The organism is Streptosporangium sp. NPDC000396 (assembly GCF_042898655.1).
In the GTDB taxonomy this organism is placed as follows: domain Bacteria; phylum Actinomycetota; class Actinomycetes; order Streptosporangiales; family Streptosporangiaceae; genus Streptosporangium.
On the sequence record NZ_JBIAZA010000020.1, the window covers coordinates 101,338 to 117,990 of the forward strand.

At 69.0% G+C, this 16,653-nt stretch carries 15 protein-coding genes; 9 read left to right on the top strand and 6 right to left on the bottom strand.

All coding sequences use genetic code 11. The annotated features are described in order from the left end of the window. Window positions 1-50: 50 nt before the first annotated feature. Window positions 51-515, bottom strand: coding sequence for a GbsR/MarR family transcriptional regulator (locus ACFY2X_RS29640; protein WP_389944357.1), 465 nt, complete (start codon window positions 513-515; stop codon window positions 51-53). A 247-nt stretch (window positions 516-762) separates the two neighbouring features. On the opposite strand from ACFY2X_RS29640, the gene ACFY2X_RS29645 reads away from it, so the two are divergent. From ACFY2X_RS29645 to ACFY2X_RS29655, 3 genes are all read left to right on the top strand, one after another. Next, window positions 763-4,521 carry a serine hydrolase gene (locus ACFY2X_RS29645; protein ID WP_389944359.1) on the top strand — a complete coding sequence of 1,253 codons (3,759 nt, stop codon included), beginning with the start codon at window positions 763-765 and terminating at the stop codon, window positions 4,519-4,521. Between the two features lie 85 nt (window positions 4,522-4,606). Next, window positions 4,607-5,479: an NAD-dependent epimerase/dehydratase family protein gene (locus tag ACFY2X_RS29650; RefSeq protein WP_389944362.1), complete on the top strand. Its 873-nt coding sequence runs from the start codon at window positions 4,607-4,609 to the stop codon at window positions 5,477-5,479. A 354-nt stretch (window positions 5,480-5,833) separates the two neighbouring features. After that, a complete protein-coding gene (locus ACFY2X_RS29655; RefSeq protein ID WP_389944365.1) occupies window positions 5,834-6,481 on the top strand; it encodes a hypothetical protein in 648 nt (215 codons plus the stop codon). A 216-nt stretch (window positions 6,482-6,697) separates the two neighbouring features. Here ACFY2X_RS29655 and ACFY2X_RS29660 read toward each other — a convergent pair whose 3' ends face one another. The 3 genes from ACFY2X_RS29660 to ACFY2X_RS29670 all read right to left on the bottom strand — a co-directional run bounded on the left by ACFY2X_RS29660 (window position 6,698) and on the right by ACFY2X_RS29670 (window position 9,767). Then, the gene (locus tag ACFY2X_RS29660) at window positions 6,698-7,912 is read right to left on the bottom strand and encodes an amidohydrolase (protein WP_389944368.1); all 1,215 of its coding nucleotides are present in this window, start codon (window positions 7,910-7,912) and stop codon (window positions 6,698-6,700) included. Window positions 7,913-8,333: 421 nt separating this feature from the next. Beyond that, complete coding sequence (locus ACFY2X_RS29665; RefSeq protein ID WP_389944371.1) at window positions 8,334-8,639, bottom strand: hypothetical protein; 306 nt, start codon at window positions 8,637-8,639, stop codon at window positions 8,334-8,336. Between the two features lie 591 nt (window positions 8,640-9,230). Continuing rightward, window positions 9,231-9,767, bottom strand: a complete 537-nt coding sequence (locus ACFY2X_RS29670) for an Lrp/AsnC family transcriptional regulator (protein WP_389944374.1) — start codon at window positions 9,765-9,767, stop codon at window positions 9,231-9,233. Window positions 9,768-9,876: 109 nt separating this feature from the next. On the opposite strand from ACFY2X_RS29670, the gene ACFY2X_RS29675 reads away from it, so the two are divergent. Together ACFY2X_RS29675 and ACFY2X_RS29680 are read left to right on the top strand one after the other, a co-directional pair. Further along, window positions 9,877-10,830, top strand: coding sequence for an NAD-dependent epimerase/dehydratase family protein (locus ACFY2X_RS29675; protein WP_389944377.1), 954 nt, complete (start codon window positions 9,877-9,879; stop codon window positions 10,828-10,830). Between the two features lie 49 nt (window positions 10,831-10,879). Then, window positions 10,880-11,740 carry an aldo/keto reductase gene (locus tag ACFY2X_RS29680; RefSeq protein ID WP_389944380.1) on the top strand — a complete coding sequence of 287 codons (861 nt, stop codon included), beginning with the start codon at window positions 10,880-10,882 and terminating at the stop codon, window positions 11,738-11,740. 69 nt (window positions 11,741-11,809) lie between these two features. Here ACFY2X_RS29680 and ACFY2X_RS29685 read toward each other — a convergent pair whose 3' ends face one another. Continuing rightward, on the bottom strand, window positions 11,810-12,460 hold the full coding sequence (locus ACFY2X_RS29685) for a VC0807 family protein (RefSeq protein WP_389944382.1): 651 nt from the start codon (window positions 12,458-12,460) through the stop codon (window positions 11,810-11,812). A 230-nt stretch (window positions 12,461-12,690) separates the two neighbouring features. On the opposite strand from ACFY2X_RS29685, the gene ACFY2X_RS29690 reads away from it, so the two are divergent. From ACFY2X_RS29690 to ACFY2X_RS29705, 4 genes are all read left to right on the top strand, one after another. Then, window positions 12,691-13,296, top strand: a complete 606-nt coding sequence (locus ACFY2X_RS29690) for a TetR/AcrR family transcriptional regulator C-terminal ligand-binding domain-containing protein (RefSeq protein WP_389944385.1) — start codon at window positions 12,691-12,693, stop codon at window positions 13,294-13,296. A gap of 166 nt (window positions 13,297-13,462) precedes the next feature. Continuing rightward, on the top strand, window positions 13,463-14,083 hold the full coding sequence (locus tag ACFY2X_RS29695; protein WP_389944388.1) for a cyclodeaminase/cyclohydrolase family protein: 621 nt from the start codon (window positions 13,463-13,465) through the stop codon (window positions 14,081-14,083). Further along, window positions 14,080-14,922: a bifunctional 5,10-methylenetetrahydrofolate dehydrogenase/5,10-methenyltetrahydrofolate cyclohydrolase gene (locus ACFY2X_RS29700; RefSeq protein ID WP_389944391.1), complete on the top strand. Its 843-nt coding sequence runs from the start codon at window positions 14,080-14,082 to the stop codon at window positions 14,920-14,922. The genes ACFY2X_RS29695 and ACFY2X_RS29700 overlap by 4 nt, the downstream gene beginning before the upstream one ends. A 148-nt stretch (window positions 14,923-15,070) precedes the next feature. Continuing rightward, entirely contained in the window at window positions 15,071-15,445 is a 375-nt protein-coding gene (locus ACFY2X_RS29705) for a DUF2267 domain-containing protein (RefSeq protein ID WP_389944394.1), read from the top strand. A gap of 205 nt (window positions 15,446-15,650) precedes the next feature. On the opposite strand, the gene ACFY2X_RS29710 is transcribed toward ACFY2X_RS29705, so the two are convergent. Continuing rightward, window positions 15,651-16,484 carry an aldo/keto reductase gene (locus ACFY2X_RS29710; protein ID WP_389944397.1) on the bottom strand — a complete coding sequence of 278 codons (834 nt, stop codon included), beginning with the start codon at window positions 16,482-16,484 and terminating at the stop codon, window positions 15,651-15,653. Window positions 16,485-16,653 lie beyond the last annotated feature (169 nt).

Sequence of the window (16,653 nt, forward strand, 5' to 3'; positions counted from 1 at the left end):
TGCCAGGGCCTCGGCGCGGCGGATGCCGGGCCGAGAAGGCGTGCCGGGATTCAGCTGCCCGTGGCGTTGACCTGGTCGAGAACGGCGGCCAGGGCGGCGATGGACGTCCTGGCCGAGCGGATGCGCCCGGTTTGCGTCTCGTCCTTCCACCCCAGTTTCAGGCCCTCCTCGGCCAGCCGGTCGAAGGCGATGAACGCGGCCAGCTTCTGCTGCAGGACCTTGGACCAGGCGTCGTCCTCGATCTGGTAGTAGACGTTCCGCTCACCTGCCTTGCGGAACCTGCGTACCAGACGGACGGACGTCAGGAGCTGCATGTTCGCCGTCAGCGACGCCCGGCTCGCGCCGATGGCGTCGGCGATCTCGCCGGCGGTCTGCTCCGGCGGGTCGCAGGCTATGAGCCAGCCGAGGATGCGACCGGTGATCGGGGCCAGCCCCCACTCCTCCGAGACGAAGGTCGCCACCCGCTCGACCCAGTCGAGCACCTGCTCGCGGTCTGGACCGCTCTGCGAAATCATGCGATCACCCTAACGACAGCCATAATGCTAGTAATTTCAGGATAGACTAAAATAACTGGCATGGACAAGCCTCCGCAGATCTCGCCGCTTCGGCCGACGATCATGCCGAGGCGATCTGGGGGCGCGGCGGATCAGGCTCGAAACGGCAGGCCGGCCCCCTCGATCGTTCGGCAATCGACAGGGATTGAACAAGCACACGCTTTAGTTGATCATGTCAGTGATCAACTCCGAGAGAGGTGTGCGTCCTGTGGGCCGACGACTGCTGTCCCTGCTGGTGATACCCCTGTTCCTGCTCGCCCTGGCGGCGCCCGTCCAGGCCGCCCCCGAACCCCCGCCCGGTGTCGTCGTCGGGCAGCAGGACGGTCGCGTGGCGGGGGCGGCGCCGAAGACCCCCGTCGTCCGTGAGACCCGGTCGGGCGGGCATCTGGTGAAACCCACGACGAAGGCGCCGCAGCGCACCGAGGACGGCACGGGCGCCATGGCGCGGGCGACCGCGACGCCCGGCACCGCCGCCGCGTTCAACGAGTCCTACGGGGACGACCAGTACCTCACCGCGCCGACGCAGTGGTGGACCGTCAACGGCTGGACGATCGAGCAGATCTACGACTACGCGCAGAACCAGGGCGCGCGGGTCAGCGACATCGCCCACCAGCCCGGCACGCAGCTCACCTTCACCGCCACCCTCGTCAAGAACGCGAACGCCTACTGGGTGCGGTCCTGGGGGCTCTACTACGGGCTGACCGACCAGGGCGTGGTCGACCTGGCGAACTCCACCGGCACCCGGCCCGCCTCGGTCGCCCGCTACTGGACCGCGGACGGCTGGCGGTTCGCCGTCGCGCTGGTCGACAACACCGGTGACGGCGCGCGGCCCTGGTGGTGGTACTACGGCGACGCCTCGTTCGTGACCGCGCAGCAGCAGGCCACCGGCGCCCGGCCCGTCAAGCTGCGGCCGTTCGACGCCGGCGGCGGCGCCCGCTGGTACGACCTGCTGATGACGGGCTGGAGCTCGCAGCAGTTCTGGTGGTGGCTGGGCGGCAGCGACGTCCAGATCAACAACCTGGCGAACCAGAACGGCGCGCGGCTGGTGGACGCCGGCCGCAATGCCGACGGCACCTTCAACGCGATCATGTTGCGCAACGCCTCCGGTCCGGCGCCGGGCTGGTGGTACGGCCTCGGCCATGACGAGCTCAACCTCAAGACACTGCGCAAGGGCGCCCGGCTGATCAGCGCACAGGGGTACGTCGAGAACGGCCGGACACTCTTCGTCGGCGTCATGACCCGGGAGACGACTGGCGCCGACCAGGCCCGCGCCATGGTCCAGAACACCGCGCTGCACACCGCCTGGTTCAACGGCGGTTCGGCGATCGCCGAACTGTCGGACGGAACGCTCGGCAAGTTCCAGGCGTACTACGGCGACGTCTCCGGCATGGACGCGCGGGTGCGCGTCGCGAGCGTATCGAAGACCTTCGCCGCCGCCGAGCTGCTGCGGCTCGCCGCCGCCGGGAAGGTCTCGCTGGACGCGCGCGTCTCGCAGTATCTGCCCAACGTGACCGGCGGCGACCAGATCACCCTGCGGAATCTCCTCCAGCACACCAGCGGGCTGTACAACTTCACCGACGACCTGCCCGGCTTCGCGACGACGATGACACAGGGGTTCACCAACCAGCAGTTGCTGGACATCGTGAACCGGCACGCACGGCTGTTCACGCCGGGTTCCCGCTACTCCTACTCCAACAGCAACTACCTGGTCATCGGCATGATCATCGAACGGGTCACCGGCCGGTCCTACCCCGACCAGATGAGCCGTGACCTGATCGGCCCGTTCGGGCTGACCGGCACCTCCGTCCCCACCGACACCGCGCTCTCGTCAGTACGGCTGCGCGGCTACTGGTGGAACCCCGACACCTCCACCCGGGTCGAGACCACCGGCCAGAACGCCTCGCGCTGGGCGGCGGGCGGCCAGATGGTCTCGACCGTCCCCGAACTCAACCTCTTCTACAAGAATCTGCTGACCGGGTACGTGACCGGGGCGAGCTGGCTCAACGAGATGAAGAGCAACCTCGTCTACACCGGCGAGGGCTCCAAGTGGGCCGGAATGGGGATCTTCCGGACCACCCTGAGCTGCGGTAAGAACGTCTGGTGGCACGACGGCCGGATCCCCGGCTACCGGACCGGCAGGCCCGGGCGCTGCGCGGTGCGATCGACCTGCCGGGGGGCTCGGGCGGTGACCGCTTCCTCGTCGGCGCCGCCGCGCTCACGCTGCTCAGCGAGCTGGCCGCGGACCGGGCGCTCGCCGAGGCGGCGCCCGCCGGTCGGGACGCGGGCCGCCGCGGCGCTGGCCGCCCACGACGCCGGCCAGATCGAGCACGCCGCCGCGCTTGCGGACTCCGCGGCGGCACACGTGCGTGACCCGTCACAGATGGCTCGCCTGGCCTTGATCCGTGCCGGCCTGGAACACGCCAAGGGGCGGCCCGAGGTGGCTCGCTGGCTGCTCGTCGACGCGGCACGGGACGTCGTGACGCTCGATTCCACGGTGGGCGCGATGATGGTCTTTGAAGCGATGGCGGCGGCCTGGGACACGCCCAACCCGGCCACGGCCGCCGCGGACACCGCGGCCAGACTGCCCGATCCGGACACGCGGGACAGCGCCCTGCGCCGGGGCGCGGCCGGGCTGTTCGGGCTCGCCACGGGTGACCTGAGGGGTGGCGTCGCCGCGCTACGGGAGTTCGCCGGGCACGTCGCGGCCACACGCCGGGACCGCAGCCTGTTCGATCACTCCCGGCTACAGGGCTGGGAGATGCTGCTCGGCGACTACGACAGCGTGCACGAGCAGGCCGTCGCGCTGGACCAGGAGTGCCGCGAACAGGGCGCGCTCGGCGTGCTGCCCAGGGTGCTGCTGCGGCTGGCGCGCTGCCGGCTGTTCCTGGGCAGGCACCGCGACGCGTACGCGACCGCCATGGAGGGACTGGAGATAGCCCGCGACACCGGGCAGCATCACTATGTCGCGATGCTCAGCGCGGTGCTCGCCGTGCTCGCCGCACTCACGGGCGACGAACACGGCTGCCGCCGGCCCGTTGGTGAGGACCTGTCGCACGGCATCCCGCCGAACCCGACCTGGCACGCGTACGCTCTGGGCCTGCTCGATCTGGGTCTCGGCCGGCACGAGAGCGCGCTGCACCGGCTCGCCGGTGTCACCACCGGCGCCGACCGGCACACCGTGATCGCCCTCCACAGCCTGCCGGAGCAGGTGGAGGCGGCGGCCAGGCTGGGCAGGGCCGCCGAGGCGCGCCAAGCCTGCGACAGGTTCCAGCAGTGGGCGGAGAGCATCCGGACACCCTGGGCGCGGGCCGTCGAGCTGCGCTGCCGCGCCCTGCTCGCGCCGGGCGAGGAGGCCGGGCCGCTCTTCGAGGCCGCACTGGCCGCCCACGACGGGGCCGCCCACGACGGGGCCGCCCACGACGGGGCCGCCCACGACGGGGCCGCCCACGACGGGGCCGCCCACGACGGGGCCGCCCACGACGGGATCGCCCACGATGGGACCGCTCGCAACGGGGCCGCCCACGACGGGACCGCTCGCAACGGGGCCGCCCACAATGAGACCGCCCGCAATGGGGACGGCCGTCCGTTCGAGCGGGCGCGCACGCAACTGCTCCACGGCGAGTGGCTGCGGCGTGCCAAGCGCCGCAGAGCCGCCCGCGAGGCGCTGGGCTCGGCGCTGGAGTCGTTTGAGCGGATGCGTGCCACGCCGTGGATCGACCGCGCCAGGAGCGAACTGCGGGCCGCCGGCACGAGCCCGGTGCACGCGCCGGGAACGGTGGACCTCGCCGCCCGGCTGACCGCACAGGAGTTGCAGGTCATACGGCTGGCCGCGACCGGGATGACGAACCGGGACATCGGCGCCCAGCTGTTCCTCAGCCCGCGGACCGTCGGCTACCACCTGTCCAACGTGTATCCCAAGCTCGGCGTGGCCGGACGGGCCGCGCTGGCGCGGCTCGACCTGGCATAGAACCCGGTCATTCGCCAGATTCGGGGAACCCCCTCCGTCCGTAGCGTCACTTCCGTTCGATCAACGACGCGAAGGGGGAGTCCCCGTGAAGGTTCTCGTGCTGGGTGCGACGGGTTACATCGGTTCGGCCGCGGTGCGGCGGCTGCGGCATGACGGCCACGAGGTGGTGCCGTTCGTGCAGGCCGGCGATCCTGTGGCGGCCGAGGCGGAGGCGCGGGTGGGCGATCTGTCCGACCCCGGCTCGTTGCGCGCCGCGGTGACGGATGACATCGACGCGGTGCTGAACATCGCGACACCGACCGGCAAGGAGGCGGTGGACGCCGCCGCGGTGGACGCCCTGCTGGATCGGCTGCGGGGAACCGGGTGGGCGTTCGTCTACACCAGCGGTGTGTGGGTGCGGGGTGCGACGGGCGACCGGGCCGCGGACGAGGGCTCGGTGACGAACGCGATCGACATCGTGGGATACCGCCCGCGGATCGAGCAGCGGGTGCTGGCCGCGGCGTCGGAGGACGTGCGCTCCGCGGTGATCCGGCCGGGGATCGCCTACGGCAACGGCGGCGGCATTCCCGCGTTGATGGTGGCCTGGGCCCGGGAGCACGGCCGTGGGCGTTATGTGGGTTCGGCGGGGACACGCTGGCCGATGGTGCACGTGGACGACCTGGCCGCGCTGTACGGGCTGGTGCTGGAGAAGGGCTCCGCGGGCAGCGTGCTGCACGGCATCGCGCTGGAGGCGGTGCCGACCGCCGCTTTGGCCGCGGCGGCCGACCTGGCCGCGGGCGGAACCGGCCGGGCCGAGTCGTGGCCGGTCGAGCAGGCCGCCGAGACGCTGGGTCTGCCGTTCGCCCAGGCGCTGGCTCTGGACCAGACCGTCTCCGGCAGGCGGGCGTGGGACGAGCTGGGGTGGCGGCCGAGCCGGCCGTACGTCACCACGGAACTGACCGGTGGCTCCTACGCCTGAATGTCGCCCGTCCATCAACGAAGGGTGTTGAGGGCCGGTTCGTGAATACCGGCCCTCAACCGACCTGCTGATCGCCGCGACGGCCGCCGCCACCGCGAGAGTCGTGATCACGATGGACTCATCTGCCGCGTTCGACGACTTGCCCGGTGTCCACGCACAGGTCGTTCCCCGCTGAACGCCGACGGCGGCCTTCACCATCACCACAACCGCACGCCGAGCCCCGCCGGCGCCCCTCCTGCGACTCCCCTGATCGTGCCGCGGCGCCTGCCTTATCTCTTCTGCGCGAAGTGTTCTCAATTACGACTGGATGCGATAGAAGATCACTCGCACCTACTTTCTCTCCTTGAGGTACACGTGAAGAAGCTCTTCCGACTTCTCTCGGCCCAGCTGTTCGCTGCCGCCTTCCTCCTCACCGCCTTCTCCGGCGCCGCGCGTGCCGACACCTCCCAGAGTGACGTCGAACTCGCCGCCGAGTGGCAGGCCACGTGGGACACCTACAAGTTCTACGACTCCGCGCCGCCTCCCCTGCCGGGGTCAGGGCTGAGCCGGGAGAAGGCTGAGATCTCGATCGAGATCGACGCCCCGGTGGGGCGGGTGTTCCCCGCGTATTCGAACATCAACAACCACATCGGCATGCATTCGTTCCTGAAGCGGGTCGTCACCCACAAGGACTGGTCCCAGGACGGCAAGCGCTACATCAACTTCACGGCCATCGAGGAGATCCCCTACCAGGGCACGATCGTCACCCTCAAGACGCACGCGCAGCAGCGCATCGACCTCGCCGGTCTCAAGTACGAGACGGACACCTGGTCGATGCCCGGCGTCGTCACGCACCAGAAGATCGTCTTCGCCGATCTGGGCGGCGGGAAGACCGAGGTCACCGAGCACCTCACCTTCGACGCCGACAACTCGCTGATCGACTTCGCCGTCGCGAACGGCGTCGCCTCCCACGAGGCGACGCAGGCGGCCCTCAAGCAGGCGATCGAGAGCGGCCAGCTCTGATCTCGTCGCCGGAACGGATACGGCCTCTCCCAAGAGGCGGTTCCGGCCGTCTCGCACCGGCGACCTGAAGCCTGCGGGAAGGGAGTCGTCCTCTGGGCGGCTCCCTGCGGGATCCAGGCCGGATCCCTGCGGCGGTACGGGCTCCGGGAGTCTGCAGAAGTACGGGATCCCGGAACCCGTGGCAGTACGGGTCCCGGATCCCGCGGCAGTCACAGATCAGGCCTCGCGGTAGTAGGGGTCGGCGACCTCGCCCTCGCCCTTTTCCGCCGAGAAGCTGTAGACCTCGCGGCCCTCGATGAACACCCGGAGCGCGCGGCTCATGATGTCGAGCGGGTCGCCCGACCAGATGACGACATCGCCGTCCAGTCCCGGTCTGAGCGCTCCCACCCGGTCGTCCAGGCCCATGATCCTGGCCGGGTTCAGCGTGATCGAGCGCAGCGCGACCGTGGGGTCCAGTCCTTCCTTGACCGCGAGCGTCGCCTGGTGCACGAGGAAGTGGATCGGCACGACCGGGTGGTCGGTGGTGATCGCCAGCTCGACGCCGGCGCGGGCCAGGATGCCGGGGTTGCGCAGTGACCGCTGGCGCAGCTCCACCTTCGACCTGCTGGTGAACAGCGGGCCGATGATCACCGGAACGCCCTTCTCCGCGAGCACGTCGGCGAGCAGGTATCCCTCGGTGCCATGGTTGATCACCACGCGGTAGCCGAACTCGTCGGCCAGCCTGAGGGCGGTGGCGATGTCGTCGGCCCTGTGCGTGTGCTGGCACCAGGGCAGCTCGCCGTCGAGCACCCGGACGAGGATCTCCAGCGTGCCGTCGCGGTCGAACGGCTTGTCCTCGGCCTTGGCGTGCTCCCGCCTGGCCTTGTAGTCCTGCGCCCTGACGAACGCGTCGCGGATCACGGCGGCCACGCCCTGCCGGGTGGAGGGCAGCTTCTTCTGGTCGCCGTAGACCCGTTTGGGGTTCTCGCCCAGCGCGCTCTTCACGCTCACCGGCTCACGGACCAGCATGTCGTCGACCGTACGGCCCCAGCACTTGACCGCGACCGTCTGCCCGCCGATGGGGTTGCCCGAACCGGGCTTGATGACGGCGGTGGTGACGCCACCGGACAGGGCGTCGGCGAAACCCAGGTCGGCAGGGTTGATCGCGTCGAGGGCGCGCAGCCGGGCACCGTTGGGATCGGTCATCTCGTTGGTGTCCTGGCCCGCCCAGCCTTCGGCCTCCTCATGGACGCCGAGATGACCGTGCGCCTCGACGAACCCGGGCAGCACCCACGAGCCGCCCGCGTCGACCGTCGTGACGCCGGAGGGAACGTCGACCTCGGCGTCGGGGGCGACCGCCACGATCTTGCCGCTCTGGATCAGCACGGTACCGCCGTCGATCGGCTCGCCGTCAACTGGTACGACAAATCCACCGGTAATGGCAATGTTCATGAAGTGCAACTTACCGGACCATGTCCCGCCTTCGCGCAGGTCAATTCGTCAAGGTGATTCCGCTGCCCTGGGTTTGCGAGGCGAAATGGAAAAGGCCCGGTGCGGGATCCGCGGCCCGAAAACCGGTGGAGTCCTCGTTGGGGGAGTTTCGCGGATAATCTGGTTCGCTCGGCCGGGCACGGGAGTTTCGAAGTGCCCGTGTCCCCTGTGCGACCACTGTCTTCCCGCGAAGACCGTGATCTCGGGGACACGGGCACCTGGCCCTCCGCCATGGGCTTAGAGCTCGTCACAACCGCGGATCTGGTTACGCGTCGTGCTCAACCTGGGGCGTGACCTGGGATCCGACGATCGTCTGGCGCCCGGAAGGCGCCCGGAGGGGGCTCTCTGCCGTCAAGGCCGGCCGCCGAGAGCCCCGTTTCCGTCAGTCGTCCCAGTCCCAGCCGTCGCCCTTCGATTTCTTCTGGTGCTGGGTCTGGAAGTTGCGCAGGTTGTTGTTGTTGACGTTGAAGACCCTCACCTTGACCCGGTTGCGGCCACAGCGGTGGCCGCAACCACCGCAACCACCCCAGCCGCCGCAGCCACCCCAGGCCTGGAAGCCGACGGAGGTCGTCGGAGTCACGCCGGCGTTGGCAGCGGTCGTGGTGGTCGCCGCACCCAGGCCGACGATGCCGCCGGCCAGTGCCGTGCTGACTACGAGCCCCGCGAAGACACTCTTGAGACTAGGCATTTGCGTTTTCCCCCCGAAAGGATCCGATGCTCCGCTCAGGCATTTCCAGAGTGGTTGGAAAATGCCTGGAATGATCACCAATTTGGTGATTCATCCCTCGCAGTCTTGATATCCGTGGATGTAGAGCGACAAACTGGGACTTAGTGGCCTTTATCCTATATTTATCTCTATGTCGACAGTTGGGATAGCGGAGTAGCTGATCGTCAGAAGGGCCACAGGCTCCGATTCCGCAGGGTGCGCGGGGCGTTCTCGTGCCGAGCGGGAGGATGATCTCGACCGGCTCGCCCGGGGAGACGCGCTCCAGTCAAAGGCCGGTCCAGGGAGACGCGCTCCGGCCAAGGGTCGGTCCGGGGAGACGCGCTCCAGTCAAAGGCCGGTCCAGGGAGACGCGCTCCGGCCAAGGGTCGGTCCGGGGAGACGCGCTCCAGTCAAAGGCCGGTCCAGGGAGACGCGCTCCGGCCAAGGGTCGGTCCGGGGAGACGCGCTCCAGTCAAAGGCCGGCTCGGAGCGGGCCGGTGTCGGTGGCCCCGGTGGCCGTGATCTCGGGCTCCACGGCGACGCCCCGGCCGCGTGGTCACCCAGGGGGTGGTGTCAGGGATGCCCGGATCGATCGCGACCGATCGGCATGATCACCTTGCGCTCGACCGGGGACGACATCACGATCGAGGTCGTGGTGCGGCCGAGGGCTGAGATCTGTTCGAGCAACTCCTCCAAGTGGCCGGTGTCGCCGACGGCGACCTTGAGGATCCAGCAGTCCTCGCCGACCACGTGATGCACCTCCAGGACCTCGGGCCGCGCGATCAGCTCCTGGGTCCGGGGGTGGCGCAGGGTGAAGCCGCCATGCGGGTTGACCCTGACGAAGGCCAGGAGCCCGTAGCCGAGACGGGCCGGTGCCACGAGTGCCGCGTATCCGGTTATCGTCCCGTTGCCCTCCAGCCGGCGGATCCGCTCGGCCACGGCCGCCGGGCTCAGCCGTACTCGCCGACCGAGCTCGCTCAGCGTGATCCTGCCTTCCGTCTGAACCAGCTCAAGCAGCTGCGTGTCGATGGAGTCGAGCTCGGCTGAGGGATCGTTGGTGAACCCCGGCAGATGCCGTGAAACTTTCGGTGCAGACGTTGAATCTCCCATGAATTCCCCTTCAGATCCCGGTCTGCCTCCGTGACACTTATATACCCGTCGGCAGGGTTCGCCCGCCCGGTGAGCCCGTTCGGGGGCCCTCAGTCGTGGGAGAAGGCGCATGAAAGACGTATGCATCATCGGTGGCAGCCGCTACTTCGGGAAGCGCCTGATCGTGCTGCTGCGTGATGCCGGCATCGATGTCACGGTCGTCAACCGCGGCTCGTCGTCACCGCCGCCGGGCATCACCCATCTCATCGCCGACCGCGACGACGAGGAGGGGTTCGAGAGGGCGCTCGCGGATCGCGCCTTCGACGTGGTCATCGACCAGGTCTGCTACACGCCGTTGCAGGCTGCCGCCGCGCAGCGCCTCTTCCGTGACCGCACCCGGCGCTATGTCATGACCTCGACCATCGAGGTGTACGGCCCCGCCGGCTCCGATGGGATCCCTCCCGCCTCGCCGGGCACCCCGGTGACCGAGGAGGCCGTCGATCCGAAGCTCTGGCCGGTGCGGACCGATCTGCCGTGGCGCGATCCGCGTTTCCTCGAACGCCATTACGGCGAGGGCAAGCGTCAGGCGGAAGCGGTCCTGGCCCAAGGGGCGGTGTTTCCGTTCGCCGCCGTCCGTTGCGCCCATGTCCTGGGCGGCGGGGCCGACGACTTCACCGGCCGGCTGGACCACTACGTCCAGCGGATCCTGACAGGCGGGGAGATCGTCGTCCATCGCGAGAGCCGGCCTTCGACGTTCATCCACGAGCGGGAGATCGCTGACTTCTTGTTCTGGGCGGCGGGATCTGATTTCGTCGGGGCCGTCAACGCCTGCTCACACGGCGAGCTCGATGTCACCGACATCTGCGCGCAGATCGCGGCACACGGTACGGCGCAGCCGATCTACCGGACGGTGGATTCCGGCGGCGGTGAGGACGCCGAGGTGTCGCCGTTCTCGTTCGAGCACTACTACGGCATGGACAACACCCTGGCCGGTCGGCTGGGGTTCACGTTCTCAAACACCATGGACTGGTTCCCCGGCGTCGTCGCCGAGGCGGTCGCGGTGCGTGGCGGTGCGGGAAGATAAGCCCGAAATAACCGAAATAACCAGATAAATACCTAAAAGGACTTCTCTCATGAACGCTCGCCGCATCGGCGATGTCCAGGTCAGCGCGATCGGCCTGGGAGGCATGCCCCTGTCCATCGAGGGACGGCCCGACGAGAGCCGGGCGATCGCCACGATCCACGCCGCGCTCGACGCCGGGGTGACGCTCATCGACACGGCCGACTCCTACCACTGGCACGCGGGCGAGATCGGCCACAACGAGGAGCTCATCGCGCGAGCGCTGGCCGGTTACGGCGGCGACACCTCGTCGGTCCTCGTCGCGACCAAGGGCGGGCGGGGGCGGCCGGGCGACGGCTCGTGGACGATCACCGGCACTCCGGAGCACCTCAAGCGAGCCTGTGACGAGTCGCTCAAGCGGCTCGGCGTCGACGCGATCGGGCTGTACCAGCTTCATCACCCTGACCCGAACGTCCCGTTCGCCGAGTCCGTCGGTGCCATTCGCGAGCTGCTCGACGAAGGAAAGATCCGCATGGCCGGCATCTCGAACGCGAACGTCGAGCAGATCCGCCAGGCCGACGAGGTTCTCGGCGGCCGACTGGTCTCCGTGCAGAACGAGTTCTCGCCGGTCTTCCGCGACAGCGAGCCCGAGCTGCGCCTGTGCGAGGAGATGGGCATCGCCTTCCTGCCGTGGAGCCCGCTCGGCGGCATCTCCAAGGCCGGTGAGCTGGGCCAGGCCCACGCGGCGTTCCACGAGGTCGCGCGGGACCACGGGGTGAGCCCGCAGCGGGTCTGCCTCGCCTGGATGCTCGCCAGGTCTCAGGTCGTCATCCCCATCCCGGGTGCCAGCCGCCCCGAGACGATCCGTGACTCCGCGGCGGCCGCCGAGCTGGTTCTGAGCGCCGAGGAGATCGCCCGGTTTGAGGTCGGCTGATTCCCCAGGTCGGCTGATTCCCTTTTCCGTGAGCGCTTCTTCCGTGAGCGCGTCGCGAGTGTGCCGTGCTCACGAAATGCCGGTCGGCTCCGAAGCCGGGAGTCGCGTCGTCGCCTGCTCGCCGCGCTTGCCGTACCAGGCGCTCCACAGGGCGAGCAGCCCGATGGTTCCCACGAGGAGAAGCGATGACAGGCCGGCCATGACATCGGTCGGCAGCAGGTAGATCAGCGGGAGACGGGCGGCCGACTCGACCAGGAGCGCGAAGCCCCACACCAGGGTCATCACCAGATAGATGCGGCGAAACGCCGGCTCCGTCGCGTAGAGGACGTCCCAGCGCTGGGCCGTTTCCTCGTTCTCGGCGCCGAAACGCTTGGCCACGGCGAAGGCCGCGGGGCGGCCCGCGACGCAGGTGCCGAGGAAGACCAGGCCGGCGACCGAGGTGGTGACGGACTTGACGGCCAGCAGGAACTTCTCGTCTCCGGTCAAGAAGGAGAGAGCGAGTCCCATGCCGAAGACGAGGCCCATGAAAGCGGCGAAGCCATCGAAACGGCGCTGCCGCAGGGCGACATAGGCGACGCGCAGAAACCCGACGCTCGCCGCCGCCAGCAGGGCGGCGTACTCGCTCACGCCCAGGGCGCGGCATCCGTAATACGTGGCGATCACCGGCATGACGTCCCACAGCACTATCGAGACGATTCCGCCTTTGCCGGGGTGGCCCATCTTGTGCTCCCGAAGTGTTTCTTTTCGGCGCTGCCGCCGAAGCCGTCATGTGTCCTGATCACGGGTCGTGAAGTGCGGCCGTCACCGGAGAGACGGCCCAGGATCGGTAGAGCACCGTGCTCGGAGGAAGGCGCGTGTACGGCTTCCTCTTAACGCAAGTTTTCTTGCTTCAAGGGGAGCGTAGAACGCGAGAAGGCTTAAAGCAAGATTTGCTGCGTTAGGGTGGGGGTATGGGAGCAGCAGAGCCCGCCCGCCGTCCCGGAGGCCGCAGCGCCCGTGTCCGCGCGGCGGTGCACCAGGCCGTCATCGATCTGCTCGGCGAGGAGGGCTGGGGCGATCTGAACGTCGCGCTGGTAGCCGAGCGGTCCGGTGTCCATCAGACGACGATCTACCGGCGCTGGGGCAACCTGACGGCGCTGATCGACGACGTGGTCACCGAACGGTTGTCGCGCTCGTCGCCGGTCCCCGACACCGGGACGCTCCGAGGCGACCTTGAGGCCTACACGGTCCAGATGGCCGAAGACGTGGCCGGCCCCATGGGTGCCGTCTTCCTGCGCGCCGCCATGATCAGCACGCATACCGGGGGAGAGGCGTCCCAGCGGGAGATCTACCTTCTTGAGCGGGGCGTACAGATCCAGGCCATGCTCGATCGCGCCAGGGACCGCGGGGAGAACCCGCCCACCCTGCTGGAACTGATGGAGATCGTTCAGGCGCCGCTCTATTTCCACCTGTCCTTCTTCAACCGGCCGGTCGGCGTCGAGCACGCGCGGGCGCTGGTCGACAGGCTGCTCGCCCTGACCGAGAACAGGCGCCGCCAGATGCCTCCGACGCCGTGACGGCGGTCGGCGTGGCCGATGGGCTCTTCCTCATCCGGGTGGTCGGCGGCTCGGGGGAGCAGCCGGTTCGGGGCGGGGGGCAGCGGGTCGACGCCTTGCGTGAAACCGGCTGTGGGAGGATTCCGACAGGTGCCGGGACCTTCACCGAGCCGGAGGACGAGCGCTCATGCGTGATGAGAAGATCAGCGACTTCTTGGAACGGCTGGCCGACCGCGTGCCGGCGCCGGGCGGGGGCGCATCGGCGGCCCTGCACGCCGCACAGGCCGCGGCTCTGGTGGGCATGGTCGCCCGCTACAGCACCGGCGAGAAATACGCCCAGCACGAGACGGCGGTCAACCTGATTCTCGCCAGGGCCGACGAGCTCCGGGGCGGTGCCCTCCAGCTGGCCGAAGACGACGCGGCGGCGTTCACCGCCGTCACCGACGCCTACAGGCTTCCCAAGGCCACCGAGGAGGAGAAGGCGGCCCGGTCGGAGGCCATCGCGACGGCTCTCGTCGACGCGGCCAGGCCTCCTGTGCGGGTCATCGAGGTCGCGGGTCTGGTGGTGGAGCTCGCCGAGCGGCTGCTGCCGATCGGCAACCGCAACGTCATCACCGATGTGGCCGCCGCCGCGGAGGCGGCCCGGGCCGCGGCGACGACCGCCCGGGTCAACGTCGAGATCAACCTCGGCGGGATCAAGGACGAGCGGATCCGGGGTGAACTCGTCGCCGGGACGGCCAAGGTCGACGACATCGCGGCCCGCGCCGACCAGGTGACGGCGGCGGTGCGCAAGGAGATCGCCAGGTGAGCGCGAGCATCATGTCGGGCAAGGAGCTCGCGGCGGAGATCCGCGCCGAGACCGCGGACAGGGCGGCGAAACTGGCCGCGGCCGGGACGCAGCCGAAGCTGGCCGTCGTCGTCGCCACCGCCGACGAGTCGAGTGCCTGGTACGTCCGCTCGATAGCCAGGGCGGCGGAGAAGGTCGGCATCGTCTGCGACATCGTCGATCTGGGGGCGGACGCGTCAGCGGACGCGATCCGGACGACCCTGGCCGAGCTGAGCGCCGACGAGCGGACGCACGGCATCATCCTGCAGACGCCGTTGCCGGGTGGTGCCGCACTGGAGGACCTGGCCTCGGCGATCTCCCCGGACAAGGACGTCGACGGCGCCAACCCGCTCAGCCTCGGGCGCCTGGCCGCCGGGCTCACCGCGTTCGCCCCGGCCACGGCCGAGGCGGTGGTGGCGATCCTCGACCACCACAAGGTTGATCTGCACGGTCGTCACGCCGTCGTGGTGGGCCGATCCACGGTCGTGGGCAAACCCGCGGCCCACCTGTTGCTGGACCGCCACGCGACGGTGACGATCTGCCACTCCCGCACCCGCGATCTGGCGGCCGTCACCGCTCAGGGCGATGTCCTCGTCGCCGCGGTGGGGCGCGCCGGGCTGATCACCGGTGAGCACGTCAAGCCGGGCGCGGTCGTCGTGGACGTGGGCACCAATCCCACCGACAGCGGTGATCTGGTCGGCGACGTGGACGCGTCGTCGGCGCTCGAACGGGCGGCGGCGATCACCCCTGTGCCCGGTGGCGTGGGGCCGGTGACCACCGCGCTGCTCCTGCGGCACACCGTGCAGGCCGCGACCCGCTGACCGGCCGGGAGCAGTCGTCCGTCCCCGCCACCGTGGTACGGCGGACGCCTGCCCATGAGACACCCACGGATGCTTCCTGAACCGGCTCCGGACGTTCGTTTCCCGCACCGACCGGGAAGGCTAACCGGTCAAGGGGGAGGAGACCGCTGTGGGGTACAAGGAGTTCGTCCGGACGGTGGCGGAGCGTGCGGTCCTGTCGCGCGAGGAAGCGGCGGATGTCACCCGCGCGACGTTGGAGAAGCTGGGAGAACGGCTGAGCCAGGGAGAGGCTCATCACCTCGCGGCGCAACTGCCGGACTCCCTGCGGGAATCGGTTCGCATAGAGGGAAGGGGCGAACAGTTCGGGCTTCATGATCTCGTCATGGGGGTGAGCAGGCGCACCGGGCTGACCGAGCAGGAGGCCACCAACGGGGTCCGGGCCGTTCTGACGACGTTGCGCGAGACGCTCACCGACGAGGTCTTCGACCATGTCATGTCACAGCTTCCGGGCGAGTTCCAGGAGATGGCCACGTCCCCCACCTGAGGAGAGGCCCTGATGAAGAGGGCCTGATGAGGCCGTACGCCGAGACAGTCCGAGGTGAGGGAAGCACGGGGGCGCGGAACGCTCGCCGGGGACGTCCGTGTGGGGTGCCGGGGAGGCGGGACGCTCGCCGGGGACGTTCGTGTGGGGTGCCGGGGAGGCGGGACGTCCGCCGGGGGTGCCGGGAGGCGGAACGCTCGCCGGGGTGTCAAAACACCTCAAGCGGTCGTTTGCCCAGCGGCGGCGGGAAAGTCGCGTCCAGCATGTTGAGATCTTCTGCGGTGAGCTGGAGCGAGAGTGCCGCCCGATCCTGCTCGATGTGTTCCCGCTTTCCCTCCGTGGGAATGACGATGACGTCCCCGTGCCGTATCACCCAGGCGAGTGCGACCTGGGCCGGGGTCGCGTCATGCCGGATCGCCACGTCTATGAGCGTGCCATTGGTGAGCATCCGGCCCTGCTCGATCGGCATGTAGGCCATGATCGGGACGTCGCGTTCACGGCACCAGGGCAGCAGGTCGTATTCGATGCCGCGCCGCATGAGGTTGTAGAGCACCTGGTCGGTCTGCACGGCCTTCCCGCCGGGAAGGGTTGCGAGCTCCTCCATGTCCGGCACGTCGAAGTTGCTCACGCCCCAGCTGCGGATCTTCCCCTGCTGCACCAGTTCCTCGAAGGCCGCCAGAGTGACCTCCAACGGTACGGACTCTCGCCAGTGCAACATGTAGAGATCGATCCGGTCGGTTCCGAGACGCCGCAGGCTGCCCTCGCAGGCGGAGATAGTGCCGTCGAACGTCGCGTGCTGGGGCATCACCTTGCTGATCAGGAAAACCTGGTCGCGGTGGCCGGTGATCGCTTCGCCGACAAGCTCCTCGGTCTTGCCGAAACCGTACATCTCGGCGGTGTCGATCAGTGTCACGCCCAGTTTCAATCCCAGGCGCAGCGCCGCGATCTCCTCTTGCCTGAATGAGGGGATCTCGCCCATGTGCCAGGTTCCCATGCCGAGGGCCAAGACTTCGTCGCCGGACGGAAGCTTGATCATCTGCATCGCGGACCTCCCTGCAGGCCGGCTTTCTGCCAGGCTACGCCTTCCTTACCTGCGGCTTCGTGCCTAGAGTGGTCATATGACGATCGTCGCCGGTCTTACCGGGCACGGATCGTCGGGCCACGGAGGTCCACGCTTCTGCCGTCGCATCATGCTCTGAAGTCCGTTTCGC